Source organism: Epibacterium ulvae (genome assembly GCF_018678075.1).
Classification (GTDB): Bacteria; Pseudomonadota; Alphaproteobacteria; order Rhodobacterales; family Rhodobacteraceae; genus Epibacterium; species Epibacterium ulvae_A.
On record NZ_JAHHIR010000014.1, the window covers coordinates 13,071 to 36,233 of the forward strand.

At 60.6% G+C, this 23,163-nt stretch carries 24 protein-coding genes; 6 read left to right on the forward strand and 18 right to left on the reverse strand.

Annotation, left to right across the window (positions count from 1 at the left end):
• The first annotated feature begins 7 nt into the window (after nt 1-7).
• The 5 genes from KMP13_RS03715 (at nt 8) to pdeM (ending at nt 6,194) form a co-directional block, all read left to right on the forward strand.
• Nucleotides 8-856: a tetratricopeptide repeat protein gene (locus KMP13_RS03715; RefSeq protein ID WP_215264217.1), complete on the forward strand. Its 849-nt coding sequence runs from the start codon at nt 8-10 to the stop codon at nt 854-856.
• Nucleotides 857-886: 30 nt separating this feature from the next.
• Entirely contained in the window at nt 887-1,384 is a 498-nt protein-coding gene (locus KMP13_RS03720) for a prepilin peptidase (protein WP_215264277.1), read from the forward strand.
• Nucleotides 1,385-1,534: 150 nt separating this feature from the next.
• Nucleotides 1,535-2,842 (forward strand): ATPase, encoded by a 1,308-nt coding sequence (locus tag KMP13_RS03725; protein WP_215264218.1) that lies wholly within the window; start codon nt 1,535-1,537, stop codon nt 2,840-2,842.
• Nucleotides 2,843-3,088: 246 nt separating this feature from the next.
• Entirely contained in the window at nt 3,089-5,506 is a 2,418-nt protein-coding gene (locus KMP13_RS03730) for a ligase-associated DNA damage response DEXH box helicase (protein ID WP_215264219.1), read from the forward strand.
• A 37-nt stretch (nt 5,507-5,543) separates the two neighbouring features.
• Entirely contained in the window at nt 5,544-6,194 is a 651-nt protein-coding gene (gene pdeM / locus KMP13_RS03735) for a ligase-associated DNA damage response endonuclease PdeM (protein WP_215264220.1), read from the forward strand.
• 98 nt (nt 6,195-6,292) lie between these two features.
• On the opposite strand, the gene folD is transcribed toward pdeM, so the two are convergent.
• From folD to ruvC, 18 genes are all read right to left on the reverse strand, one after another.
• Nucleotides 6,293-7,195, reverse strand: coding sequence for a bifunctional methylenetetrahydrofolate dehydrogenase/methenyltetrahydrofolate cyclohydrolase FolD (gene folD, locus KMP13_RS03740; protein ID WP_215264221.1), 903 nt, complete (start codon nt 7,193-7,195; stop codon nt 6,293-6,295).
• A gap of 35 nt (nt 7,196-7,230) precedes the next feature.
• Nucleotides 7,231-7,536, reverse strand: coding sequence for a chorismate mutase (locus KMP13_RS03745; protein WP_215264222.1), 306 nt, complete (start codon nt 7,534-7,536; stop codon nt 7,231-7,233).
• 69 nt (nt 7,537-7,605) lie between these two features.
• Nucleotides 7,606-9,282, reverse strand: coding sequence for a formate--tetrahydrofolate ligase (locus KMP13_RS03750; RefSeq protein WP_215264223.1), 1,677 nt, complete (start codon nt 9,280-9,282; stop codon nt 7,606-7,608).
• Nucleotides 9,283-9,536: 254 nt separating this feature from the next.
• A complete protein-coding gene (gene ftsH, locus KMP13_RS03755) occupies nt 9,537-11,450 on the reverse strand; it encodes an ATP-dependent zinc metalloprotease FtsH (RefSeq protein WP_215264224.1) in 1,914 nt (637 codons plus the stop codon).
• Between the two features lie 78 nt (nt 11,451-11,528).
• Nucleotides 11,529-12,755, reverse strand: coding sequence for a tRNA lysidine(34) synthetase TilS (gene tilS, locus KMP13_RS03760; protein ID WP_215264225.1), 1,227 nt, complete (start codon nt 12,753-12,755; stop codon nt 11,529-11,531).
• Between the two features lie 56 nt (nt 12,756-12,811).
• Nucleotides 12,812-13,633 carry a tol-pal system protein YbgF gene (gene ybgF, locus KMP13_RS03765; protein WP_215264226.1) on the reverse strand — a complete coding sequence of 274 codons (822 nt, stop codon included), beginning with the start codon at nt 13,631-13,633 and terminating at the stop codon, nt 12,812-12,814.
• Between the two features lie 12 nt (nt 13,634-13,645).
• On the reverse strand, nt 13,646-14,173 hold the full coding sequence (gene pal / locus KMP13_RS03770) for a peptidoglycan-associated lipoprotein Pal (protein ID WP_215264278.1): 528 nt from the start codon (nt 14,171-14,173) through the stop codon (nt 13,646-13,648).
• A 118-nt stretch (nt 14,174-14,291) separates the two neighbouring features.
• Nucleotides 14,292-15,617 carry a Tol-Pal system beta propeller repeat protein TolB gene (gene tolB / locus KMP13_RS03775; protein ID WP_215264227.1) on the reverse strand — a complete coding sequence of 442 codons (1,326 nt, stop codon included), beginning with the start codon at nt 15,615-15,617 and terminating at the stop codon, nt 14,292-14,294.
• Entirely contained in the window at nt 15,614-16,792 is a 1,179-nt protein-coding gene (locus tag KMP13_RS03780) for an energy transducer TonB (RefSeq protein ID WP_215264228.1), read from the reverse strand. Before KMP13_RS03780 ends, tolB begins: the two co-directional genes overlap by 4 nt.
• A 12-nt stretch (nt 16,793-16,804) precedes the next feature.
• Entirely contained in the window at nt 16,805-17,290 is a 486-nt protein-coding gene (tolR, locus tag KMP13_RS03785) for a protein TolR (RefSeq protein WP_215264229.1), read from the reverse strand.
• A gap of 15 nt (nt 17,291-17,305) precedes the next feature.
• Nucleotides 17,306-17,998: a protein TolQ gene (gene tolQ, locus KMP13_RS03790; RefSeq protein WP_215264230.1), complete on the reverse strand. Its 693-nt coding sequence runs from the start codon at nt 17,996-17,998 to the stop codon at nt 17,306-17,308.
• Between the two features lie 95 nt (nt 17,999-18,093).
• Nucleotides 18,094-18,501 carry a tol-pal system-associated acyl-CoA thioesterase gene (ybgC, locus tag KMP13_RS03795; RefSeq protein ID WP_215264231.1) on the reverse strand — a complete coding sequence of 136 codons (408 nt, stop codon included), beginning with the start codon at nt 18,499-18,501 and terminating at the stop codon, nt 18,094-18,096.
• A 33-nt stretch (nt 18,502-18,534) separates the two neighbouring features.
• On the reverse strand, nt 18,535-19,080 hold the full coding sequence (thpR, locus tag KMP13_RS03800) for an RNA 2',3'-cyclic phosphodiesterase (RefSeq protein WP_215264232.1): 546 nt from the start codon (nt 19,078-19,080) through the stop codon (nt 18,535-18,537).
• 8 nt (nt 19,081-19,088) lie between these two features.
• Nucleotides 19,089-19,781: a hypothetical protein gene (locus KMP13_RS03805; protein ID WP_215264279.1), complete on the reverse strand. Its 693-nt coding sequence runs from the start codon at nt 19,779-19,781 to the stop codon at nt 19,089-19,091.
• Nucleotides 19,782-19,970: 189 nt separating this feature from the next.
• Nucleotides 19,971-20,225, reverse strand: coding sequence for a MazG nucleotide pyrophosphohydrolase domain-containing protein (locus KMP13_RS03810; protein WP_251363672.1), 255 nt, complete (start codon nt 20,223-20,225; stop codon nt 19,971-19,973).
• Nucleotides 20,226-20,318: 93 nt separating this feature from the next.
• Complete coding sequence (ruvB, locus tag KMP13_RS03815; protein WP_215264233.1) at nt 20,319-21,350, reverse strand: Holliday junction branch migration DNA helicase RuvB; 1,032 nt, start codon at nt 21,348-21,350, stop codon at nt 20,319-20,321.
• Nucleotides 21,351-21,433: 83 nt separating this feature from the next.
• Nucleotides 21,434-22,120 carry a Holliday junction branch migration protein RuvA gene (ruvA, locus tag KMP13_RS03820; protein ID WP_215264234.1) on the reverse strand — a complete coding sequence of 229 codons (687 nt, stop codon included), beginning with the start codon at nt 22,118-22,120 and terminating at the stop codon, nt 21,434-21,436.
• A complete protein-coding gene (ruvC, locus tag KMP13_RS03825; RefSeq protein WP_215264235.1) occupies nt 22,117-22,614 on the reverse strand; it encodes a crossover junction endodeoxyribonuclease RuvC in 498 nt (165 codons plus the stop codon). Before ruvC ends, ruvA begins: the two co-directional genes overlap by 4 nt.
• Nucleotides 22,615-22,858: 244 nt before the next feature.
• Between ruvC and KMP13_RS03830 the strand changes: the two genes are divergently transcribed.
• Complete coding sequence (locus KMP13_RS03830; RefSeq protein WP_215264236.1) at nt 22,859-23,077, forward strand: DUF1127 domain-containing protein; 219 nt, start codon at nt 22,859-22,861, stop codon at nt 23,075-23,077.
• The last annotated feature ends 86 nt before the right edge of the window (nt 23,078-23,163 follow it).

Sequence of the window (23,163 nt, forward strand, 5' to 3'; positions counted from 1 at the left end):
GCACCCCATGCGCCAGCATCTCGTGCTATCGGCATCGCTGATTGCAGCAATTGGCCTGTCGGCCTGTGCCCCGCGTGAAAAACTCGATGTGGAAGAAACGCTCGAAGAGCTGAACGTCATCGATGAAACCAACCTCAACGATGTCTATCTGACCGTTGCGGACCCAAATGAGGCCGTCGCGTATTTTGCGCGCGCAACCAGCCAGGCGCCTGACCGGATCGACTTGCATCGTGGTCTTGCCCAATCTCTGATCCGCGCCAAACGCAATGACGAAGGCGCCAACGCCTGGGAACGGGTTGTGGAGATGGACGGCGCCAACAGTCAGGACAAGCTGGCGCTTGCCGATGCGCAGATCCGCACCAACGCCTGGGACGCGGCCAAGCAGACGCTGGATGGCGTCCCCCCAACGATTGAGACCTACCAACGCTACCGTCTCGAGGCGCTGGTGGCCGATGCCAACAAGGACTGGAAGCGCGCCGACAGTTTCTATGAAACCGCCGTTGGGCTGACCACCCGTCCGGGCCGTGTACTGAACAACTGGGGTTACTCCAAATTGACCCGTGGACAGTTTACGGCGGCAGAAAAGCTCTTTACCGACGCGTTGCGTCAGGATCGCAGCCTGTTCACCGCCAAGAACAATCTAGTTCTGGCCCGCGGTGCGCAGCGTAAATACAGCCTGCCCAATGTCCCCATGACACAGACCGAACGGGCGCTGTTGTTGAACACGCTGGGCCTGTCAGCCGTCAAACAGGGCGATGTCGAAACCGGCAAAGGTCTGTTGCGCGAAGCGGTGGCCACCCATCCTCAGCATTTTGAGGAAGCCGCCCGCGCGCTTCAAACTCTCGAAGGCGCCTAAGTCATGACATTCGCCGACCTCGCCCTTCAGATGCGTATCCCAGCCCGCGCCGCGCTGTGGTTTGTCCCCTTTGTGGTGCCCTTGTGCTTTATCGTCGCTCATTCGGATCTGCGCGGCATGCGCATTCCCAATTGGTGCGTGGATCTTTTGGGCGGGACCTATGTGGTGGTCGGCTTGGTTGCGATGCCCACATGGGCTGATTACGGCTGGCAGCTTTTGCATTTGCCAATTGGGGTCGCGATTGGGTTTCTGTTTTACGCAGGCGGTGCCGTGGGTGCGGGGGATGCCAAATTTGCCGGCGCGGCCGCGCCTTTTGTGGCCTTTGGCGATCTGCAACTGATCCTGATCTTGTTTACCGTGAACCTATTGGCGGGCTTTGCCACCCACCGGCTGGCCAAATACACCGCCCTGCGCCGTCTGGCCCCAGACTGGCAAAGCTGGTCTGTCGGATCCAAGTTCCCCATGGGGCTGTGCCTGGGCGGAACATTGGCGATCTATCTGCTGCTCGGCGTGGCCTACGGGCAGTAGGCCCTTCGGATTTTCACGGCCTGACCTCAATTTGCGCCAATAGCGCCGCGCTGTTGCCACAGTCCTGAATAATCTGTTGCCTATGGTTTTGGCCTTTGCGCCAGCGCCAACCTTTGTTCACCGGCCCTAGGCAACAGACAGGTTCGCACAATGAATATGCAGGCTTCGCCCGTCGTGGCTCCTCCCGCGCCAAAAGGTTTGGCGCAGATGAAACTGCCCATCGTCATGATGCGTGACATCATGTTGAAAACCATGTTCCGCAAGAACGTGGATATGGTCAGCGAGGTTGCCGAAGCCATCTGCCTGCCCGCCTCGGTCACGCAAGAGCTGATCGATATGGCCCGCGACCAAAAGCTGCTCGAGGCGACCGGTACCCTGAATGCCAACAATGGCAATGAGATGGGCTATCAGCTGACCGATGCCGGAAAAGCGCGCGCTTTGGATGCGCTCAGCCAGTCCGAATATTTCGGTGCCATGCCGGTGCCGCTTGAGGTCTACCGCGAGCAGGTCGAACGCCAGTCGATCCGCAATATCATGGTGACCCGTCAACAGCTGACCTCGGCCATGGGGCACCTGATCCTGCCGGACATGTTGCTGGACCAATTGGGCCCCGCTGTCAGCGCTGGCCGTTCGATCCTGATGTATGGCCCGCCGGGCAATGGTAAGTCCTCGATCTCAAACGGTATTCGCGACGCGCTCGGCGATCATGTCTTTGTGCCACGCGCGATTGAATACGCCGGTCAGGTGATCACGGTCTATGACCCGATTGTGCACAACGCTATTGATGAAGACCCGGACGATCCGACCCAGCTCCGCCGGATCAAACGGTTTGACAGCCGCTATGTGAAATGCGAACGCCCCACGGTGGTAACCGGTGGTGAGCTGTCACTGTCGATGCTGGACCTGGTCTACAATCCAACCGCACGCACCTATCAGGCGCCGCTGCAGCTGAAATCCACCGGCGGCATTTTCATTGTCGACGACCTTGGCCGCCAAGCCGAACCACCACAAGCCCTGGTGAACCGCTGGATTGTCCCGCTGGAAGAAAGCCGCGATATTCTGGCGCTGCAATCGGGTGAAAAGTTTGAGGTCCCCTTTGACACGCTGGTGATCTTTTCGACCAACTTCCACCCGAATGAAATTTTCGACCAAGCGGCCCTGCGCCGGATCTTCTTCAAGATCAAAATCGATGGGCCAAACCAGGAAAACTTCCTCAAGATCTTTGCACTGGTGGCCCGCAAGAAGGGCATGCCACTGGATGAGGCCGCGCTGGTCCACCTGCTGCGTCACAAATATCCCACCATCGACAATACATATGCAAACTATCAGCCGGTGTTCCTGATCGACCAGATGATCGCGATTTGTGAGTTCGAAGGCATCCCCTATCAGATGACACCAGATCTGATCGATCGCGCCTGGGCAAACATGTTTGTCAATGACGAGACGATCGTGAAGTAACACCGCTCCCCGGCGGCCATTGCTCCCTAAAACGTAACACTCCCGCCCGTCGCCGGATCCCATAAATAGGGTCCGCTCCCGTTGGGCCGGGCACCGCGCATCCGCGCGGTGCAACAGCCTGCACAGCAGGCTGCCACGCCCAAGGCCGCCAAGGTGGCTTTGCCTCAGCAAAGGCACCTGCGGGCGCGGGAGCGCGTGTGGGTATTTGATATTTGCCATGCTCTCCAATTGGACTAAACAGAGAACATGAGCATGCTTCCCGACTCCATCCAAACGTGGTTCACCGCCAAGGGCTGGTCCATCCACCCGCATCAGCACGCTATGCTGGAACGCCGCTCAGATCCGGCGACGTTGCTGATCGCGCCAACCGGCGGCGGCAAAACCATGGCCGGGTTCCTACCAACGTTGGCGGATCTTGCCACCACCCCTCATGACGGGCTGCATACGCTCTACGTCTCACCGCTCAAAGCGTTGGCTGCGGATATCAAACGCAACCTGCGCACACCAGTGGATGAGATCGGCCTGCCCATCCGCATCGAAGACCGCACCGGCGACACTTCCCAGTCGCGCAAGCGGCGCCAACGCGCGGACCCGCCGCACATCCTGCTGACCACGCCCGAAAGCCTGGCTCTGCTGACCTCCTACCCCGATGCCCATCGCACCTTCAAAGGCTTGCAGCGCATCATCGTTGACGAAATCCACGCCCTTGCCGAAAGCAAACGCGGCGATCAGCTGATGCTGGCCCTGTCCCGCCTACAAGATCTCTGCCCGGATATGCTCCGCGTTGGGCTCTCTGCCACAGTGGACGACCCAAACGCCATTGCCCGCACCCTCGCCTGCTATCCCAACCCTTGCGAGATTGTGCTGGCCGATCCCGGCCCCGCCCCGGATATCGCCATGCTGAAAGTCGACCAGCCGCCCCCGTGGGCCGGGGGTGGCGCGGCCTATGCGATCCCCGCAGTTCTGGAACAGATCAAACAGCACAAGACCACGCTGATTTTTCACAACACCCGCGCCCAGGCTGAGATCTTCTTTCACAACCTGTGGCTTGCCAATGACGACTCTTTGCCCATCGCCATCCACCACGGCTCGCTGGACCGTGACCAACGCGAACGGGTCGAGGGCGCCATGGTGTGTGGTGAACTTCGCGCAGTGGTCTGTACCGGATCGCTTGACCTCGGCATCGACTGGGGCGATGTGGATCTGGTGATCCAAATCGGCGCCCCCAAAAACGTCAAACGTCTGGTGCAACGCATCGGCCGCGCCAATCACCGCTACAACGCTCCCTCCAAGGCGCGCCTGGTGCCCGCCAACCGGTTCGAGGTGGTCGAGTGCCGCGCCGCGCTGGAAGCCGTCCAGGCAGGCGATCTGGACGGGGAGACGCCCCGTACTGGCCCGTTGGACGTCCTGTGTCAACATATTCTCATCACCGCCTGTGCGGGCCCCTTTGCGGCCGACGCCCTCTTTGCCCAGGTCACAACTGTTGGCGATTACGCCACCCTCAGCCGCACACAGTTTGACGCCTGCCTCGACTTCTGCGCCACCGGGGGCTACGCGCTGAAGGCCTATGACCAATGGCAACGGCTGGTGCAGCGCCCCGATGGTCTGTGGCAGCTGCGTGACCCGCGCGCGGCGACCCGCATTCGCATGAACTTGGGCACCATTCAGGATGCGGACCTGTTGAAAGTGCGCCTGAAACGCAGCCGCGGCGGCAAACCATTGGGCCAAGTGGAAGAGGCCTTTGCCGCGTCCCTCACCCCCGGTGATACCTTCCTGATCGGTGGCCGTATCGTGCGCTACGAGGGTTTGCGCGAAATGACGGTTGAGGTCAGCCGCAACGCCAACAAGAAACCCAAAGTCGCGGTGTTTTCCGGCACCAAATTTGCCACCTCCACCCAGCTAAGCCAGCGCATCTTGCAGATGTTCAAACAGGACCACTGGCCCGAGCTTCCACCCCATACGGCCGATTGGCTGCACCTGCAGCGCGCGGTCTCGGAACTGCCACGCGCGGGCCATCTGCTGTTCGAAAGCTTTCCCCACGACGGGCGCGCCTATTCCTGCATCTACGGCTTTGCCGGGCGTAATGCACAGCAGACCCTGGGCCTGTTACTGACAAAGCGGATGGAGGAACTGGGCCTCGACCCGCTTGGATTTGTCTCCACCGATTACGCCACGCTGATCTGGGGTTTAGAGCCTGTCATCGACCCAGAGCCGCTGTTTGATCCCTCCGGCCTGCGCGAGGGGCTCGAGGGTTGGCTGGCCGGAAACCTGGTGATGAAACGCAGCTTTCGCGCCGTGGCCACCGTCGCCGGTCTGATCGAACGCAACCAACCCGGCGCACGCAAGAACGGGCGTCAGGCGACGTTTTCCTCGGACATCCTCTATGACACGTTGCGCAAATATGACCCGGACCACCTGCTGCTCAAAGTTACCCGGGATGAGGCGATGCGCGGCCTGGTCGATTTTGGCCGCATCGAAGAGCTGCTGACCCAGATCCAGGGCCGCATCACCCATCGCCAATTGGACCGGATCACCCCGCTGGCGGCACCGCTCTTGTTGGAAATCGGCAAAGTCCCGGTCAAAGGCGCCGGGGAAGAGAAGCTGTTGCAACAAGAAACCGAAGACCTGATGCGCAAATCTGGCCTCTCGGATCTGCCCAGCTGATTGTGCCCGGCCCCATCTCAACCTAAAGACAGACGCCATGACCGGATTTGATTTCTCCTTTGCGGGCACCACATTGACTGCCCTCGGCGCGGGCGCGCTGTGGTGGCCAAACATGCGCATGCTGGTGGTCTCGGACCTGCATTTGGGAAAATCCGAACGCCACGCCAGACGCGGTGGTGGCCCCCTGCCGCCATATGAGACGGCAGATACCTTGCAGCGCCTGTCCCAATTGATTGCACAGTCAGACCCGGCATGCGTCATCTGCCTCGGTGATACATTTGATGACTTGGCCGCAGCGCAGGCGCTGAGCACACAGGAACGCGCGCTCCTGCATGATCTGATTGGCGCCCGGCGCTGGATCTGGATCGAAGGCAACCACGACCCCGCCCCAACCGATTTTGGCGGCGAGCATCATAGCGCTTTGAACATCGGCCCGCTCACCTTCCGCCATATCGCCGATCCGGAAACGCAAGGCGAGGTCTCGGGCCACTACCACCCCAAAGCCCGCGTCCGCAGCACCTCCCGCCCGGCATTCCTGGTGGACCCGGCCCGCGTTATCCTGCCGGCCTTTGGCACCTATACTGGCGGCCTGCGCAGCACAGACCCCGCGCTCACCACATTGATGAGCCCAAACGCCCTGGCCATTCTGACCGGCCCGCGCCCCCTGCCCGTCCCGATGCCACGCTAAAACGCAAATGCGATGACCAAAGGGCGGCCCCAATCGGAACCGCCCTTTCATCTTTTCAAAAATACTTAAATCCAACGCCTGCCACACACGGCAAAGGTTCAGGCTGTCAAACCCTCAGGCTCGGCCAGGTTGTTGGCCCGGCAACACGCGGTCACGGTATTGGCCAGAAGACACGCAATGGTCATCGGACCAACGCCACCGGGCACGGGCGTAATCGCACCCGCGCGCTCGGACGCGCTGGCGAAATCCACGTCACCGACCAGGCGGGTCTTGCCCTCGCCTTTTTCTGGCGCATCAATACGGTTGATGCCCACGTCGATCACGGTGGCACCTTCTTTGATCCACTCACCAGGCACCATCTCGGGACGGCCCACGGCTGCAACCACGATATCAGCGCGCCCGACGACTTCGGGCAGATCTTTGGTGCGCGAATGGGCGATGGTCACCGTGCAGCTATCCCCAAGCAGCAGTTGCGCCATCGGTTTGCCAACGATGTTTGAGCGGCCAATCACAACCGCATTCATCCCCGACAAAGAGCCGTGATAGTCGCGCAGCATCATCAAACAGCCCAACGGCGTGCACGGCACCATGGATTTCTGACCAGTGCCCAGCAGGCCCACGTTGGAGATGTGAAACCCATCCACATCCTTGGCGGGCGCGATGGAATTGATCACCAGATCTTCGTTCAGATGGTCGGGCAACGGCAGCTGTACCAGAATACCATGCACGCTGGCGTCATTGTTCAACTGATCAATAAGCGCCAACAGATCGGCCTCGGACGTGTCCACATCCAGCTTGTGCTCAACTGACTTCATGCCAACTTCGACGGTCTGCTTGCCTTTGGAGCGCACATAGACCTGGCTTGCAGGATCTTCGCCCACCAGAACCACCGCCAGACCCGGCGTGATCTGGTGTTCTTCCTTCAGGCGGGCCACATGTTCCGCCACTTGACCGCGTACCTTTGCCGCAAAGGCTTTGCCGTCGATAAGAGTTGCTGCCATTTCTCGTCCTTTCCTTCGGAACGCCTTTGCGCCCGTCAATCTTCCCGGATCACCTGCGCCTCGCGCTGGATCGACCAGTCTACCAAGTGCCGCCACAGGGCTTTCACCAATTCGGGATCCAGATCCCGCTTGGCGGCCTCGCGGCCCACATTCTCAATCACCTCGTCGACTCGTTCCGGGATGCGCGCAGGCCAGCCATTCTCGCGTTTCAGCTCAATCGCGCGGTCGATATAGCCCGCGCGGGCCACCAGCATGTCCACCAGCTCCTTGTCCAACCTGTCGATCTGCTTGCGCAATTCGGACATGTCAGAGCAATCCTTTGGCGATACAACAGCGGTCATGGCATCTTTCTCCTGCGATTGCGCGAGCCCGATAAAAAACCCGCGTTCGCATCTGACCCAATTTCCCGGTCAGAACAAGCCTTCGATGTCTCCTTTATTGTTCACGTGGATTGATTCCGCCGCCGGGTGGCGTGGAAGCCCCGGCATGGTCATAATCTCACCGCAAATCGCTACCACAAATCCCGCCCCCGCCGACAGGCGCACCTCGCGCAGCGGCACCGAATGTCCCGTGGGTGCGCCGCGCAGTTGCGGGTCTGTTGAAAACGAGTACTGCGTCTTGGCCATGCAAATCGGCAAATCGCCATAACCGGCGGCTTCCCACTCCTTCAGCTGGTTGCGAATCGTGCTGTCCGCGACAACCTCATTCGCGCGATAGATACGTTTGGCGATGATCTCGATCTTCTCAAAGAGCGGCATATCATCGGGATAAAGCGTCGCAAATTGGCTGCTGTCCGCATCCACCAAACCCACCACTTTCTCCGCCAGATCTGCAGCGCCCGCGCCGCCCTGCGCCCAATGGCGAGAGACCACGGCCTCAACCCCGTGGGTCTCAGCATAGGCCTGCACGGCGGCGATTTCCGCGTCAGTGTCGGCGACAAAATGGTTGATGGCGACCACCACCGGCACGCCAAACCCTTTGACGTTGTCGATATGCTGGCCAAGGTTGGCACAGCCGCGCTCCACCGCCGCCACATCTTCCTGCGCCAGATCGCCTTTGTCGACGCCACCGTTCATCTTGAGCGCACGGATGGTGGCCACGATCACCACGGCCGAGGGGGCCAACCCAGCCTTGCGGCATTTGATATTCATAAACTTCTCGGCACCCAGATCAGCGCCAAATCCCGCTTCGGTCACCACGTAATCCGCCAGTTTCAGGGCCGTCGTGGTGGCCATGACCGAGTTGCAGCCATGCGCGATATTGGCAAACGGCCCCCCATGCACAAAGGCTGGGTTGTGCTCCAGGGTCTGCACCAAATTGGGCTGCATCGCGTCTTTCAACAAGACCGCCATCGCGCCTTCAGCCTTGATATCACGCGCATAAACCGCAGTCTTGTCACGCCGGTAGGCCACGATGATCCGCCCCAACCGCTGCTCCAGATCTTCCAGGTCGCGCGCCAGACACAGAACCGCCATCACTTCCGAGGCGACGGTGATGTCATACCCTGTCTCACGCGGGAACCCGTTGGACACGCCCCCAAGCGAGGCGGTGATCTGCCGCAAAGCCCGGTCGTTCATATCCACCACCCGCCGCCAAACAACCCGCCGCGTGTCGATCTCCTGCGCATTGCCCCAATAGATGTGATTGTCGATCATCGCCGACAACAGGGAATGGGCCGAGGTTATGGCGTGAAAGTCACCGGTAAAATGCAGGTTCATATCTTCCATCGGAATGACCTGCGCATAGCCACCGCCTGCAGCACCGCCCTTCATCCCGAAATTCGGCCCCAGCGAGGCTTCGCGGATACAAATCATCGCCTTTTTGCCAATCTGATTCAGCCCATCGCCCAGCCCAACAGTGGTGGTGGTCTTCCCCTCTCCCGCCGGTGTCGGGCTCACAGCAGTGACCAGGATCAGCTTGCCATTCTCACGCCCATTCAAACCTTGAATAAAGTCTTGGCTCACCTTGGCCTTGTCATGCCCATAGGGGATCAGATATTGCGCCGCGATCCCCAATTGATCGGCAACATCTACAATCGGTCTCTTGGCCGCCGCGCGGGCAATTTCAATGTCTGACTTCTGACTCATGACAGTATCCCGGATCAAAGTGTTGTGGTTGTTGTCCCCACAGCATGACCCAGCCTTACGCGAAATCAATAGCTGCAGCCGCAGCATCGCGCATCGCAGTTTCCGTCACGAAAGTCACCGTTCCCGCCATGCGCCGCCCTCGCCACACGCGCCATCGGCGTGTCGTCCCGCATTTCGCGGGCGACATCGCTTAAAACAGCAAACCCCGCGCCGATGGCGCGGGGTTTTCATTCTAACACCAGTCAATGACAGGATTAGCTGCTTGGCTCTGGTTCCATGTCCCCATCAGGAGAGCTTTTCTTGGTCTTCGCCTTCGGGATCGCCGTGACCGAGGTCTTGCCCGTATCCGCGCCGTCATCCTCGTCGTCATCCGCATGCGGCGGCTCGCCGCGCATTACCCGTTTGATCTCTTCACCGGTCAGAGTTTCATATTCCAGCAAGCCTTGCGCCAGACGTTCGAACTCTTCCTTATTTTCCGAGATCACTTTGTAAGCGTGCTCATAGCCCTCTTGGATAAAGCGTTTCACTTCATCCTCGATCATCTCTTTGGTGTTCGCAGAGACCGAGAAGCCGCCGGTATTGCCGGAATATCCCTCATGCGCTTCCGCATAATCGATATTGCCCACTTTGTCGGACATGCCCCAGCGCAGCACCATGGCGCGCGCCAATTGGCTTGCCTGCTGGATATCGCCCGCCGGACCGTTGGACACATGATCTTCGCCAAAGGTGAGGATTTCCGCAGCTTTACCGGCCATGGTCATCGCCAGCTTATGCTCACATTCATCCTTGTGCCAGTTCAGACGGTCCATCTCTGGCAGGCTCATCACCATGCCCAAAGCACCACCACGCGGAATGATCGTCGCTTTATAGACCGGGTCACATTTTGGCAGCATCAGGCCAACCAAGGCGTGACCAGCTTCGTGATAGGCGGTCATTTCCTTCTGCTCCGCAGTCAAAACCATCGATCGACGCTCAGCGCCCATCATGACCTTGTCTTTGGCGCTTTCAAAATCTTCCATGGTCACAAACCGACGCCCCACGCGCGCCGCCATCAAGGCGGCCTCGTTCACCAGGTTCGCCAGATCCGCACCGGAAAAGCCCGGCGTGCCGCGCGCGATGATGCGCAGGTCAACGTCTGGTCCCAGCGGGGTCTTGCGGGCGTGTACGCCCAGGATCTTCTCGCGGCCTTTGATGTCGGGGTTGCCAACGGTCACGTTCCGGTCAAAACGACCAGGACGCAGCAAGGCGGGGTCCAGAACATCGCGACGGTTGGTCGCCGCCAGAATGATCACGCCTTCATTGGCTTCAAAACCGTCCATCTCCACCAGCAGCTGGTTGAGGGTCTGTTCACGCTCATCATTGCCGCCGCCATAACCGGCACCACGATGGCGGCCCACGGCGTCGATCTCATCGATAAAGACGATACAGGGCGCGTTCTTTTTCGCCTGTTCGAACATATCGCGCACACGGGATGCACCAACACCCACGAACATCTCAACAAAGTCAGAGCCAGAGATGGTGAAGAACGGCACACCCGCCTCACCGGCGATGGCACGTGCCAGAAGAGTTTTACCGGTGCCCGGAGGGCCCACCAGCAACGCACCCTTGGGGATCTTGCCGCCAAGGCGCGAGAACTTCTGCGGGTTGCGCAGGAATTCAACGATTTCTTCCAGCTCTTCTTTGGCCTCATCGATGCCAGCGACATCGTCAAAGGTCACACGCCCGTGCTTTTCGGTCAGCATCTTGGCCTTGGACTTGCCAAAGCCCATAGCGCCGCCTTTGCCGCCCCCTTGCATCCGGTTCATGAAATAGACCCAGACACCAATCAACAGCAGGAACGGCAGCAGGGTGATGACAAAACTCTGCAGTCCGGATTGTTGCTGCTTCTCGGCCCGCACCGGAACGCCGGCTGCGATCAGCATCGACGTCACTTCGGCATCAACCGGTTTGATCGTGACATAGTTCTGGCCATCTGTGGTGGTAAAGCGCACTTGCTCACCGTCCAGCGTCGCGGTGGCAACGCCACCATTGTCCACAGCAGCGACAAAATCGCTGTATGTTCGCTCACGGCTTTGCATCGTGCTGCCGGATCCGCTGAACAGGTTGAACAGCGCCATCACCAGCACAAACAAAACAACCCAGAAGGCGATATTTCTTGCATTGCCCAAAGGAAAGATCTCCCAAAATTTCAAAGCACGCGATCGCGGCTCTGCCTTGTCTCTAAAATAGGGATACTGAGCAGAGGTTCAATGCGTTAAAAACGACGTGTATAACGCTTCGTCGGATCTTGTAAGGGTAACCTTCCACCCATTTTCAAATCCAACCGATGGCGCGGCCACCAAATGATCCCCATTCCAGACGGCCGGCGTGCTCTCCAGAACCTCGCGTGGGCAGTGGAAATCACGCCAGTTTGTACAGTGCCGCAGCCCCTCGGGACCCAGCACACGAATGGCGTTGTTGGCAGTGTCGCCGCCATAAACCAGCCAGCGCGCATCCCATTCCTGCCCCGGCGCGACCTCTGATGTGCACAGCGCATTGTGCTCACGAAACACCCAGGCGCGCTCGCCTTTTGCGAGGATCCGACAACCCGCAACCGTATGACTGCCGCCTTGTTTCACCACCTCGCGCGCCTCTGTCATTGCGCGTCGTCGTGGCACGTAAGCTTCACCGGTGAGCCATTGAATGGAGGAGGCCAGCAGGCGATGAGAGATCTCAGTCGGCAACACGCGAAAGGCGCGGCGCGCGATGGAAACCGCACCAAACTGCGCGCACAACACCTCGCGAGCCTCTAGAAAACTGTACCATTCCAAAGCCTTACGCGCCTGCGTCAGGTTGTGCGCCACGGTCGAAAACGCAAGGGGTGAGACGCCCAGATCCTCCAAAACCGCCAAGGCTTTGCGGGTACGCACCCGTTCGAATTTGTCATTGTCGTTGCTGGGATCATCGATCCAATCCAACCCTTCGCCACGCAAAACCGCGCGCAATTCTTCGCGGCGCACAGTCAGAACCGGGCGGATAAACTCCACCCCTCCGTGTACGCGCCGCTCGGGGATTCCTGCCAGACCACTGACGCCAGCCTCGCGCCGCAGACGCATCAAAACCGTCTCAGCCTGATCATCGGCGGTGTGGCCAAGCGCAACCATCGAGATCTTGTTTTGGATCGCCCATTTGCTCAGCAGGTCAAAACGTGCCGCTCGCGCGCGGCCCTGCACATTGCCCTCATCATGGGGCGCGTCCCAATTCAGAACGGTGTGTGAATGGCCAAGGTCGCGACAAAATTTTGCAACGGCTTCCGCTTCATCTGCGGCTTCGGGACGTAAACCATGGTTCACAGTTGCGACAAAAATTTTGACGTCGCGTTCACGAAATGCCGCGCTGAGGCCCAACAGAAGGGCAAGTGAATCACTTCCGCCCGACACAGCCACCCCGATTTGGGCCGGCAAGGTGGGCAGCGCGTCGTGGATTGCGGCCATCAGCTTTTGCTTTGCAGCCTCGGCAGAGGGCTTGTCTGGGCGTGAAGTGCGCGAGCTTAGGGGCACGCGAGCTTCACCCTTTCTGCCTCGGCCTCATTCACCACGGGGGAGACGGGAAAGCGCACGCCAACCTCGCTCAGAGTAATGCAGGCCTGTTCCTGTTGATCCAATCGACCAAGTGCAGACCCCAGTTCAAACAGCGCCTGCGGTGCCTGTGGCCCGGATGCATTGCCGCTGAACGCTGCCAGATAGGCACGTGCCGCTTCGCGGGTATCGCCAAGACCATCCAGCGCTTTGCCACGCTGCAATGCAGCCTCAGCCGCCAGGGGGCTGCCGGGATAGGTTTCATTAAACAGCGCGAATTTTTCCGCCGCCGCTGCAAATTCACCATCGGTCAGCGCCTGTGCGGCGGCTTCGAAATCACTGCGCTCACCAACTGCCAGTTCCTCACCCGTGGTACTGTCTTCTGGGACCACTTCGTCAGGGGCTGTCGCTTCCTCGTCACCGCCAAGGGTTGAGGTCTCCCCCAGCTGGCTGATGTCGCCGCCTTCCAGCTCCACCAGACGGAACTCCAGATCGCCAATCCGATTGGTGCCATCCGCGATCACCCGGTTGACCCGGTGATCCAGCTGTTCGGTCTTGGACGTGATCCGTTGCAGTTCAGCCTCGATCGCGGTGACCCGCTCCAGCACCGTGTCGCCGACCAAATTGGTCGCAGGCGCGCCGGTGGTGGACAGCTCACGTTTGAGCTTTTGGATCTCGACATTCAGGACCGTCAGCTCCTGGCGGATATCTGCAAGTGTCTCAGCATCCTGGGCCTGGGCCGGAACGGCCAGCGCAATACAAACGCTCAGCGCAAGAGAGTGAAAAAGCCGCATCGTTCAGTGCTCCTAGCTGGTGAAACCGCCCGCAATCACAGTAACCGCACGGCGGTTTTGCGCATAACATGCCTCGGCCGAGCAGATCTCAAGCGGGCGTTCCTTGCCAAAGCTGACGGTTTTGATCCGGGTCGGCGACACACCGTTGGCGACCAGATACTCACGCGCAGCATTTGCACGGCGCGCCCCAAGGCCGAGGTTGTATTCGCGCGTGCCCTGCTCGTCCGCGTGGCCCTCGATGGTGATGGTGTATTCCGGATTTGCAGCCAACCAACCGGCCTGCGCGGCCAATGTGGTCTGGGCACCGGCGCCAAGCTCATGCTGGTCCACCGCAAACAACACCCGGTCGCCCACGGTCTGCTGGAAATAGGCCGGGCTGTTGGGTGCCAATGCCCCCGCGCCAAGACCGCCATCTGCACTGGCGCCTGCGCCACCGCTGCCGCTGCCACCAAATCCATCATCGCGCCAACCGGTTGCGTTGCTACACGCCGAAACCGCCAAAGCTGCGACCAGGCAGATTGCCCGCTTCATGCCACTGATCCCCATATGCCTCACCTTTGTGTCTTACTGTTTGCTTTATGGTTGCTACCCTAACACAGCGCGCAACCGTTAACTATCTTCACCGCGCCCCGAATGTCCGGGATCGCGAACTATCGCCTTAATTCTGCAACGGCGACCAGGCCGGATCCGACGCACCATCCGGTGTGCGCACCGGTTTCAGGTTACGCCCCGAAATATCAACCGAATAAAGCGTCGCCCGCCCGCTGGCACCTTGGGTTTCACGGGTGAACATAATCACCCGCCCATTGGGGGCCCAGGTCGGCCCCTCATCCAGGAAGGATGAGGTCAACAGACGCTCTTCGCTGCCATCCGTGCGCATCACACCAATGTGGAAACGGCCCCGGTTCTGTTTGGTAAAGGCCACCAGATCCCCGCGCGGCGACCAGACCGGCGTGCCGTACCGTCCGTTGCCAAAACTGATCCGGCGCGCCTCACCACCGGTTGCGGCCATCACATAGAGCTGCTGGCTGCCAGAGCGGTCGCTTTCAAACACGATCTGGCTTCCATCCGGCGAGAACGACGGCGCGGTCTCAATCGACGGCGCGCTGGTCAGGCGGGACAGGTTACCGCTGGCGATATCCATCCGGTAAATATCTGTGTTGCCGCCCCGGGACTGGGAGAACACAACCGTCTTGCCATCGGGGGCAAAACGCGGCGCAAAGCTCATGATACCGTCATCCGGCGACAGGATCCGACGCTGCACGCGCGCCACGTCCAAGACATGCACCTGCGGGAACCCGCTTTCGTAAGAGGTATACAGCACCTGGTCGCCAGTGGGCGAAAACCGCGGTGCCAGAACGATGGCCGACGAATTGGTCAGATACTGAACATTCGCCCCGTCATAATCCATAATCGCCAGCCGTTTGCGGCGGTCATTCTTAGGCCCGCTTTCGCTGACAAACACCACTCGGCTGTCGAAATAGCCGCTTTCGCCGGTGATCCGGGAATAGATCGCATCGGACACCTTGTGGGCCATACGACGCCAGCCTTCGGTGGTGCCGGAAAACTGCAGCCCCTCACCCAGCATGTCTTCGCTAAAGACGTCATAGCCGCTAAAGCGCACCGTCAGCCGGTTGCCATTAACACTGACACCGCCGGTGATCAGAGCCTGGGCATTGATCGCCTTCCAATCGGCATATTGCACCGGCGCGTCAAAATCGGTGACACGGGAGATATGCGCGCTGGCGGGCACTTCGCGAAACAGTCCGGTGCCTGCAAGATCAGCCGCAACCACGCGCGCGATCTGGGCAGAAAGCTCGCCCGCAGTCCCCGTTTCGGCGACAAAATCCGGCACCGCAAAGGGCAAAGGCTCGATCACACCATCGGTGATTTCAATCCGCAACGGCCCGTCTTGCGCCATCGCAACACCTGCGGGCAGAAGAGCCGCAGCCCCGATCAACAAGCCTGCCAGAAACTGTCTCATCTGATGCGCATCCTTTCTGGATTGAACGTCATTTCTATATCGCGCCATTGCGCGTATTTTTCAGGGGGAAGGTCAAAGCCTTTTGCCCCGCAACGGATGATGGCGCGGCGCGCGGCCTCATAGGCCTGTCTCGCAGCCGCCGCCGACCCATCCGAGCTGGACAACATCTTGATGCTGCCCACATCTGGTTTACCGTCCTGCGACAGGGATACACCAACAATCACCGTTGTTCGCAAGGCCTCGCTAGAAAGTGATCCCACATTCCAGCAACTGGAAACCGCAACCCGCAGCGCGTCCTTTTCACCGGCGCTCAGCGGCGGGCCAGAGGGTTCGGGCGCCTCAACCTCGGCGCCACCTGCCAGCGCTTGGGCCAGCGCATCCCCCACTGCATCCGCACGATCTGCGGGCTGCTCTGGCGCGCTTGGGGCCTCGGGTTCTGGCGTTGGTTCAGGCTCGGGCGTGGCTTCGGCCACCGCGGGTTCGGGCTCTGGCGCGGGGTCCGGCCTGCGCGGACGCGCCTTGGGGCGCACCGACAGGGTTGGCGCGGCACTTGCCGCTGGCGCGTCGCTTTCATTTTCTTCGGTTACAATCCGGTCGCTCGCGGCCTCGGGCGCGGTGGCTTCCTGGACCTCTTGCGGGGTATCGGCCCCTTCGTCAGGAGCAATCTCGGGCTGGGCGACCTCATCCGGTGCAACATCTGGCGGCGGAGGTGCCACCGGCACCGGCGCAACCCGGTCGACCTGTTGGCCCGCATCCGGACGTTCTGCCGGACGGATTGGCGGCGTTGGCAAGTCGGGCACTTCAACCGGCGTGGGTGGCGTGATCTCTGTCAGGGCCTCGGGCTGTTGTTCTGCAATCGGCTCGGGGCGGTCCACCACCTCGGGGTCGGGCTCAACTGCGGAGACCGGATCAGGCGGTGTCACATCTGTCGTCTCGGGCAGAGGCGATGTGACCTCGGGCAAATTGGCCGCATCGGGCACAGCCAAGGTCGCAGGTTGCGCCGACAACTCGGGCGCTGCAACCTCTTGGCTGAGGCGCGCGAACTCTGCCGCGCTGATCAGGCTGACTTCCTGCACTTGGCTCGGCAGTGGCTCCGACGGGAACCACGCGCCAAACACCACCCAGCTCATCAAGAGACTGTGCGCAGCGAGTGAGACTTTGGTTCCGGTCTGCACCCCGTAGCCCCGTTACTGACCCGCCGCGTCGCGGCCGTCCAAAGCAGGGCCGCCGGTGTCGGTCACCAGACCCACATTGGCAAAGCCCCCGGCGTTCAGCGCCCCCATCACCTGCATCACATCCTGATAGGCTATCGCCCCATCCGCGCGCAGGAAAATCCGGTCGCTTTCGCGTTCGGCGGCAATCGCCTGCAGGCGCACAACCAAGTCGTCACGTGCGACGGTGGTGGTCTGGATCTGCACCTCACCGGCGGCTGTCATGGTCACGGTCAGCGGTTCCTCGTCATCACCGGGCAAGGCTCCCGCGGCGGTTTTTGGCAATTCCACCGGCACGCCCACGGTCATCAAGGGTGCCGCCACCATAAAGATGATCAGCAGCACCAGCATCACATCCACAAACGGTGTGACGTTGATTTCAGCCATGGCCTGGGACCGCCGCCGCTTGCGGCCGCGTCGCCGATTGCCATCGTCTGCTTTTGCCTGAACCCCTGCACCCATCGTCAGACCTCCCGATCAACTGTCGAGCTGACGGCTGAGAATGGTGGCAAACTCATCCGCAAAGGCTTCATAGCCACCCACAATCCGGTCACTGTCCGCGCTGAGTTTGTTGTAGAAAATCACCGCAGGGATCGCCGCCAACAGCCCCAGACCCGTGGCCATCAACGCCTCGGCAATACCGGGGGCAACAACGGCCAGGTTGGTGTTTTGCTGCTCTGCAATCTCGATGAACGAAGTCATGATGCCCCAGACGGTACCAAACAGACCGATGAAGGGCGCAGTAGAGCCCACGGTTGCCAGAACTGACAGGCCGCCTTGCAGCTCTTCGACTTCTTTGGCGATGGCCACATCCATCGACCGGTCAATGCGCGCTTGTGCGCCCGCGATCAACCCGCCGTCGTCGCGGTGGCTGCGGTGCCATTCGCTCATCCCGGCGGCAAAGATCCGTTCTGATCGACCCGTTGGGTTCGCGCCCAGGATTTCAAACAACCCGTCCAGCGGCTTGCCCGACCAGAATGCCATATCAAACTGCGCCGCCTCGGACCGGGCCGCGCGATAGGTGATGATTTTCTGAATGATAATGCCCCAGGACCAGACCGATGCGATGATCAGCATCAGCATGACCAGTTTCACCGTCACGGTCGCCCGCGCAAACAGCCCCCACATGGAGAAATCAATCTCCTGTGCCAGCGCCAAAGAATGTTCCATAGACCTGCTCTATCGTTTGGTGGCCCTATTTCGGCCTTATTTGATCCCAAACTAACCCAGTTCAATGACGATTGCTATGCAGAGCAGCCCTGCGCCTAAATTTGTGACCGCAATGCGCGAATCTCTGCCGGAAGCCGCAGGGGACGGCCTGTTTCCACTGCAATCGCCACGATTGTGACCTCTGCCGTGAACAGATCCTGCCCGTCCCGCCTCACCGTTTGTTTCAAAATGAGACGTGCAGGCGTGATCTCTCGGGGCGCAGTTTCGACCACCAGTTCCTGGTCAAACTTGGCCGGGGCCAGAAAATCCGCCGCAACCCGGCGCACCACATAGACCTCACCCGCCGCGCGCATGGCGTTTTGATCAACGCCCAGACTGCGCACCCAATCGCTGCGGGCGCGTTCTATGAAACGCAGGTAATTGGCGTGATAGACGATCCCGCCCATGTCGGTGTCCTCGTAATACACGCGGATCGGGAAATGGTGCAGCGGGGTGTCAGACATCACAAAGGCTCTTTTTGATCGGTTCGAGGCGTCTTAGCCGCCCAGCGGATATTCCGCCAGTGGGATATAGGTCGGCCCTTCGGGAGCCAAGACCGATTGGTAGAGGATAAAGCGTGTCACGGGGGCAAGCTCCAGCCGCGCAGCACCTGAGGCGCCAAGAAATTGCGCCAACGCGTGATGCGCTGCAGGTTCCATCCGGCGGGGAAAGCGCGTCAACGTGATGTGGGGTCGAAACCGTGTACGGGGTAGATCAATCTCAGCCTGCCGCACGGCGGAACGCACCTGGGCATGGAGCGCGGACAGCCCCGGATCATCTGCCACCATCGCACACAACACACGCGGGTTTGCACCGCCCATGACATCCAGATGATCTACCACAAGGGGGAGCGCAGGCAGCGCGATCTGCGCCAAACCCGCGTGCAGAGCTTCAAGCGTTGCCACGTCTTGCTCGTCGAGAAACGCTAGGGTCAGATGCAGATTTTCCGGGACGACAGCCCGCCCGACGCGCACAGCCGCCTGCAGGTCTTCCAACCGGTCGAGATCCGGATCAGACAGGGGCAGTCCGACAAAGGCGCGCATGGCTCTGGCTACTCCGGTTTTGCGTCCCCGCTGCCCGCAGGTGCTTGCAAGCGCGCAAACAGGCGCAGGGCGTGGCTGGCATCATCTGCCGAGGGCGGCATCATTCGATCATAGGCGGCGGCGATGACCCCGGCAATCTCGGGCCGCAAGATCGTCGCACCGGTGTCCGGCAGGACCGCAAGGGGGGAGGTCTCGGCAAAGGCCTGATCGCCCCACAGAACAATGGTCTGCACCGCCTGGGTCAGCGCCAAAGTTTCGGCTGGGATCTTGACCAGATCTCTGTCCATGCAGAGAAAAACAAAAGCCGCCTGGATCGCGCCCTGATCATCAAAGCGGAAGGCACGGTACTGGCTTGCCTGAGCGTTGGATAGCTTGCCCACCAATGTCGCCAGGTCCGGGATCATCCGGTCCAGATCCGGCACGGCCAGCAGCTCAGTCCAGTCCCGAAAGAAAAAGACCATGAGGTTCGCGCCCAGTTCAGGATCGGTTTCCGCCATCTGGTGCCCGGCCAGCGTCGCCACCGCCTCAACGGCGCTTTTGACGGTGATCAAAGTGGCGTCTTCAACACCAAAAACAATCGGCGCAATTGGACGCCCCCAACGCGCAAAGGCATAGGATCCATCGGTGCGGGTGAACAGGCGTTCGATCTGTTCCGGGGTATAGGTCAGGGTCACGGGGCGCGGCTCCTCGATCAGCGGCATCTCTGGGCGCGGTCTATGCACGTTCACGTCCTCCGCGGCAAGGGTTGAGCGGGGTTGCCCCTCTCACAAGCGCTCCCGCCCCTGCACCATGCCCGGCTGCGCCGGACCCGTTGCCGCGTTGGGCCAGGCGCCGCTGACGCGGCGCGGGTGTGGCCCACGTTAGGGGCGGTCTTTGGTCCGCTGCGGTTCTTAGTCGAGGTATTTGCCCCACTTGCGCATCACCGCCTGCGGAATGTCGTTCTCCTGCCAGCGCGCGAACAACAGAAGCTGGGCCAAGACATCGGCGACCTCCTCCTCCAGTGCCTGACGCAGGCTCGCGGCATCGGCCTCGCTCCGCCCTTGGCCATTGAGTTTGAGATAGGCCGCCTGCAACTCACCCTGCTCTTCGCTGAGTTTCAGCCATATGCCAGACAGCGTCCCGTTCGATCCCAAACCGGGCCGCATAAATGTCCGACACGTCTTGTGAGACCTGAGACAACTCATCAACACTGCGCATCACATTACGTCCCCAACGAACAGGCCGCCCTGCGCCTCGACCTACGTGAACAGATCACTCTGCGATTTCGGCGGCGCGATCCCCAGATGCATCCACGCCTTCTGCGCCAGCATGCGCCCACGTGGGGTGCGTTGGATCAGTCCCTGCTGCAACAGATAGGGCTCGATCACCTCCTCCAGCGCATCACGGCTCTCCGACAAGGCCGCCGACAACGTCTCGATCCCCACCGGGCCACCACTGTAGTTCTCGGCAATCAACGTCAGATAGCGCCGATCCGCCCCATCCAGGCCAAGCTGGTCGACCCCCAGTCGCGTCAACGCACCGTCGGCGAGGGCCTTGGTGATGGTGCCATCGCCCTCAACAACCGCAAAGTCCACCACGCGGCGCAAGAGCCGTCCGGCGATCCTTGGGGTGCCCCTTGCGCGTCGCGCAATCTCACGGGCGCCGCCGTCATCAGCGGGTGCGCCCAGCTTGCGTGCATTGCGGCTCACGATCTCAAACAGCTCATCCACCGTGTAAAACTGGAGCCGCGTGGGGATGCCAAATCGGTCCCGCAGAGGCGTGGTCAACAGCCCCATACGTGTGGTCGCCCCCACCAGCGTAAAGGGTTGCAGCTCGATCCGCACCGTGCGCGCAGCCGGGCCTTCGCCAATCACCAGATCCAGCTCGAAATCTTCCATCGCCGGATAAAGCACCTCTTCCACTGCCGGGTTCAGCCGGTGGATCTCATCGATGAACAAGACATCGCGCGCTTCTAGGTTGGTCAGGATCGCCGCCAGATCGCCCGCCTTGGCAAGTACCGGACCGGAGGTCATGCGAAAGTTCACCCCCAATTCACGCGCCACGATCTGTGCCAGCGTTGTTTTGCCGAGACCGGGAGGGCCATGAAACAAGGTATGGTCCATCGCCTCGCCCCGCTGGCGGGCCGATTGGATAAAGACGCGCAGGTTGGCACGTGCCTCAGCCTGACCAATGAACTCACCCAGACCTTGCGGTCGCAGGGCGCGGTCCACCTCGGGCGCGCCATCTTCGGGCAGCGGATCGGGGCGCAATGTGGGATCGAAGTCAATCATGGCAAGCCTCTTTTCGGCACTGAGCCATAGCGATCACACACCGCGACGCACCGTTTTCCTTCTGTTTCACAACCCACATGACATCATTCTTTCGGAGCCAAAAGCTTGAGCGCTGCGCGGATCAGCTCGGGCTCGCCCGCATCCGGGTGTTCACCTGCGGCTTCGGCCACGGCAGCGGCTGCCTCGGACGGTGCATAGCCCAGATTACCAAGGGCTGAGAGCGCACCAGCGGATGCAGCCGCAGCACCTGTTGGCGCTTTGGGCTTGGTCGCTTTGCGTTTGGGGCCCGCAGTAGGTTCGACCACCTCAACCACATCCAGACCGGGGCTATCCATCGCCTCGCTAATGGTGCCGCCCATGGCCATTACGCCCGGTGCCTTGTCCTTGAGGTCCAGCACAATACGCTGCGCGGTCTTGGGGCCCACGCCCTTGGCCGCTTTTACACTGGCCCAATCCCCCAGCGCGATGGCGCGGCTGACGCCGTCTTGCCCCAAGGTGCCCAGGATCGCCAAAGACACCTTGGCCCCAACCCCCTGAACCGAGGTCAACAGGCGGTGCCATTCCTTTTCCACCAGCGAGGGAAAGCCATAAAGCTGCATCAGATCTTCGCGCACCACCATATCGGTATAAAGCGCCACCGCCTCCCCCACGCCGGGCAGCCCAGCAAGGGTACGGTCCGAACAATAGACGATATAGCCCACACCGCGCACATCGATCAGAATGTGATCCAGGGCTTTATACTCCAGCCGGCCTGTCAGCTTGCCGATCATGCGCGCACCTCTTTCAATTGTCGCTGCTTGCTTCCACCGTAATAGGCGTGACAGATCGCAATCGCCAGCGCATCTGCGGCATCCATCCCTTTGGGGGCACAGCCCGGCAGCTGCAACTTGATCATATGCAGCACCTGTTCCTTGGCCGCGTGGCCGACGCCGACGACTGTCTTTTTCACCCGGTTCGGAGCATATTCCCCCACCGGCAGCCCGGCCTTGGCCAAGGTCAACAAGGCCACCCCGCGCGCCTGACCCAGCTTGAGCGTGCCAGCACCGTCTTTGTTCACAAATGTCTGTTCGATGGCGGCCTGATCCGGCGCATAGGCTTCGATCACCTCGGTGACCTGATTGTGCAGCGACAACAGCCGCTCGCCCAGATCATCACCATCCGATTTGCACAACCCGTTGGCCACATGGCTAAGCCGCGTGCCCTGCGCCTCGATCACGCCCCATCCCAGGGTGCGCAACCCCGGATCAATGCCCAATATCCGCATCTTTGCCCGGCCTTTGTTTGTGTTTGTTATTGCGCGCCACGATAAGCACAAAAGGCGAACATGTCCAATTGCTTTTGCCACCGCACCCGCGCAGCCTGCCAGAAGAGCTATGCGTTTTCAGCATAGTAGGATTGCCCAAGCATCGCTTGCAGCCATGCGGCCGAGCCCTTAGATCCCCACGATCTGGATTTGTAACAATTTAAAGACAGCGCGCACCGGGCGCTGCATCATTGAGGACACGGAAATGGCAGCTTTGAATTTCGCCCCCTCCGCCCGTGGCCCGTTGGGCCTTTTGACATCCCTGACCGCTGCCGTGCGCGGCTTTTTGGCCTGGGCAATGGCCAAACGCGAAGACACCCGCACGCGTCACCTGCTGCTGTCCCTGAACGACCGCGAGCTGGCCGATATTGGCCTGACCCGCTGCGACATCGATCGGCTGACCTGCACAGATCGCCAGATCTAACCATAAATGGCCCGACCCCAATCGGGCCGATAAAATACATCGAGCAGAAACGCGAAACGCCGCCCCCGGCTTCTCCGGGTGGCGGC

Bases quoted from the DNA above. Each gene is read 5' to 3' on its own strand.
- KMP13_RS03715 (WP_215264217.1), top strand. From the start codon at position 8: ATGCGCCAGCATCTCGTGCTATCGGCATCGCTGATTGCAGCAATTGGC.
- KMP13_RS03720 (WP_215264277.1), top strand. From the start codon at position 887: ATGCGTATCCCAGCCCGCGCCGCGCTGTGGTTTGTCCCCTTTGTGGTG.
- KMP13_RS03725 (WP_215264218.1), top strand. From the start codon at position 1,535: ATGAATATGCAGGCTTCGCCCGTCGTGGCTCCTCCCGCGCCAAAAGGT.
- KMP13_RS03730 (WP_215264219.1), top strand. From the start codon at position 3,089: ATGAGCATGCTTCCCGACTCCATCCAAACGTGGTTCACCGCCAAGGGC.
- pdeM (WP_215264220.1), top strand. From the start codon at position 5,544: ATGACCGGATTTGATTTCTCCTTTGCGGGCACCACATTGACTGCCCTC.
- folD (WP_215264221.1), bottom strand. From the start codon at position 7,195: ATGGCAGCAACTCTTATCGACGGCAAAGCCTTTGCGGCAAAGGTACGC.
- KMP13_RS03745 (WP_215264222.1), bottom strand. From the start codon at position 7,536: ATGACCGCTGTTGTATCGCCAAAGGATTGCTCTGACATGTCCGAATTG.
- KMP13_RS03750 (WP_215264223.1), bottom strand. From the start codon at position 9,282: ATGAGTCAGAAGTCAGACATTGAAATTGCCCGCGCGGCGGCCAAGAGA.
- tilS (WP_215264225.1), bottom strand. From the start codon at position 12,755: ATGGCCGCAATCCACGACGCGCTGCCCACCTTGCCGGCCCAAATCGGG.
- ybgF (WP_215264226.1), bottom strand. From the start codon at position 13,633: ATGCGGCTTTTTCACTCTCTTGCGCTGAGCGTTTGTATTGCGCTGGCC.
- tolB (WP_215264227.1), bottom strand. From the start codon at position 15,617: ATGAGACAGTTTCTGGCAGGCTTGTTGATCGGGGCTGCGGCTCTTCTG.
- tolR (WP_215264229.1), bottom strand. From the start codon at position 17,290: ATGGGTGCAGGGGTTCAGGCAAAAGCAGACGATGGCAATCGGCGACGC.
- tolQ (WP_215264230.1), bottom strand. From the start codon at position 17,998: ATGGAACATTCTTTGGCGCTGGCACAGGAGATTGATTTCTCCATGTGG.
- ybgC (WP_215264231.1), bottom strand. From the start codon at position 18,501: ATGTCTGACACCCCGCTGCACCATTTCCCGATCCGCGTGTATTACGAG.
- thpR (WP_215264232.1), bottom strand. From the start codon at position 19,080: ATGCGCGCCTTTGTCGGACTGCCCCTGTCTGATCCGGATCTCGACCGG.
- KMP13_RS03805 (WP_215264279.1), bottom strand. From the start codon at position 19,781: ATGCCGCTGATCGAGGAGCCGCGCCCCGTGACCCTGACCTATACCCCG.
- KMP13_RS03810 (WP_251363672.1), bottom strand. From the start codon at position 20,225: ATGCGGCCCGGTTTGGGATCGAACGGGACGCTGTCTGGCATATGGCTG.
- ruvB (WP_215264233.1), bottom strand. From the start codon at position 21,350: ATGATTGACTTCGATCCCACATTGCGCCCCGATCCGCTGCCCGAAGAT.
- ruvA (WP_215264234.1), bottom strand. From the start codon at position 22,120: ATGATCGGCAAGCTGACAGGCCGGCTGGAGTATAAAGCCCTGGATCAC.
- ruvC (WP_215264235.1), bottom strand. From the start codon at position 22,614: ATGCGGATATTGGGCATTGATCCGGGGTTGCGCACCCTGGGATGGGGC.
- KMP13_RS03830 (WP_215264236.1), top strand. From the start codon at position 22,859: ATGGCAGCTTTGAATTTCGCCCCCTCCGCCCGTGGCCCGTTGGGCCTT.